The organism is Chamaesiphon sp. OTE_75_metabat_556, from assembly GCF_031378165.1.
Taxonomy (GTDB): domain Bacteria; phylum Cyanobacteriota; class Cyanobacteriia; order Cyanobacteriales; family Chamaesiphonaceae; genus Chamaesiphon.
In genome coordinates this window covers 1-1,743 of the sequence record NZ_JANNDR010000405.1, presented here as the reverse complement: position 1 = coordinate 1,743, position 1,743 = coordinate 1, and the positions used below count along the sequence as shown (strand labels likewise).

The following is a 1,743-nucleotide window of genomic DNA, read 5'->3' as shown; positions in this document are numbered from 1 at the left end:
TTCAATCTGTTAGCTGACAATATATCAGTTACGCTAGAGAGATACTTATCGATTGTCAAGCTAGATATTTAAGCGATAGATATATGAAATTCCGACAAGAAACCATCCTCGTTTTCGGTGCAACAGGTCAGCAGGGCGGATCTGTTGCAAAGGCTTTACGATCGCAAGGTTGGCAGGTCACGGCATTGGTTCGCGATCCGACTAGCGATAAGGCAAAGGCACTCGTAGACCAAGGAATCGAGCCAGTTCGTGGCGATCTAGCAGATATCCAATCGATCGAGGCGGCGATGACAGGTGCTTATGGCGTGTTTAGCGTTCAACCCAGCTCTGGTCAAGGGGCAGCCTATGGTGTGACCGATGAAGAGGAGATCCGGTACGGTAAGGCAATCGCCGATCTTGCAGTAGCCAAAGGCGTTCGTCATCTCGTCTATAGTTCGGCAAACGCTGCGGGGGCGACTAAAACTGGCATTGGGCACTTTGATACCAAAAGTGAGATCGAGGCGCATATTCGCGCTCTGGAGATTGTCAGTACCATCATCCGTCCGAGTGCGTTCATGGAAATCTTGACACTACCTGGCATGGGTCTCGATCGCGGCGAGTTTGCGTTCTTCATGAAACCAGATCGATCCATGCAATTTATCGCAGTCGAGGATATTGGCAAGATCGTTGCCGGAATCTTCGCCGCTCCCGATCGTTTCGGGGCGCAGACGCTTGAGATTGCTGGCGATTCAGTAACGGGAGATGAACTGGCTGAAAAATTCAGCCGGACAGCAGCTCGTCCCATCGTCTATCATCGCTTTGCAGACAGCCTACTCGCAGAAAATGCTTTCCTCGGCGGTTTAGCTAGGCTTGTCGATCTAGGTCGTCTAGCTGGTAATGCCGATATTGCGTCGCTGCGAACAGAATTCCCCGGACTACTCACGATGGACGAGTGGCTGGCGGGTGCTGGCAAGCCCACACTGTTAGCGGCAATTCAGGCTAGTGGTAGCGAAGTTGCACTGCGGTGAAAACAGGTAGTCGAACACTTTTGCTGAGTTTGTTGAGTTTTGCTAAATCTTCCCGATCGAGTTAATAAAAGGATAGCAAAGTATTAGTATCTATAAACAGTCACATACTTGAATTGTCTTAAAGTTGAAAACGATTGTCACCTTCATCAATTGAGTCGATCGAACTAATTTGGGCAGCGATCTCTACTTACTATCTAAGTCTAGCTATTGAATTAATTCCCGATCTTTGGTTTCGATAATTAATGGCATAGCCAAAATACCTAGTAGCGGGATAAAACCAACCAAAAAAAGTAGTTTTAGTGCGGTTTCGAGCGGGTTAGCCGATTGAGATGCTACGCCACCAACAATAAATGGGCCGATCGCCGTAATCAATCTACCTGCATTGTAACAAAACCCCGCTCCAGTTCCTCGCAGCCGCGTGGGAAATAGCTCTGGTAGGTAGTAACTAAACGATCCAAAAATTCCAGATACTGTCAAGCCGATCGCAAAATAAAACCACGACCATAACTGGATCTCAGGGGGAGCTTTCGAGCCAAATGCTAAAATTAATGAGGCACTAGATAGACCAAAATAAATGCCAAACATCCATTTTCGCCCTAGATATTTGGCAGTAGGGATCGTCAGCAAAGTACCGATGAGTCCGCCAGCATTGAAGGCATAAGTCAGTGAAGTTTTCCAGGTTTCAATATTAGCTTGAATTAATTTGAGATCCGTTAGCCCTTGGGACTTGACACCC

At 47.4% G+C, this 1,743-nt stretch carries 2 protein-coding genes; one reads left to right on the top strand and one right to left on the bottom strand.

Features of this window, described 5'->3' with window-relative positions:
* Positions 1-83: 83 nt before the first annotated feature.
* Positions 84-1,007, top strand: a complete 924-nt coding sequence (locus tag RMO27_RS16310; protein WP_309734391.1) for an NmrA/HSCARG family protein — start codon at positions 84-86, stop codon at positions 1,005-1,007.
* A 204-nt stretch (positions 1,008-1,211) separates the two neighbouring features.
* On the opposite strand, the gene RMO27_RS16305 is transcribed toward RMO27_RS16310, so the two are convergent.
* Positions 1,212-1,743 (bottom strand): MFS transporter (locus RMO27_RS16305; RefSeq protein WP_309734389.1); only part of this gene is annotated, 532 nt, incomplete at its 5' end.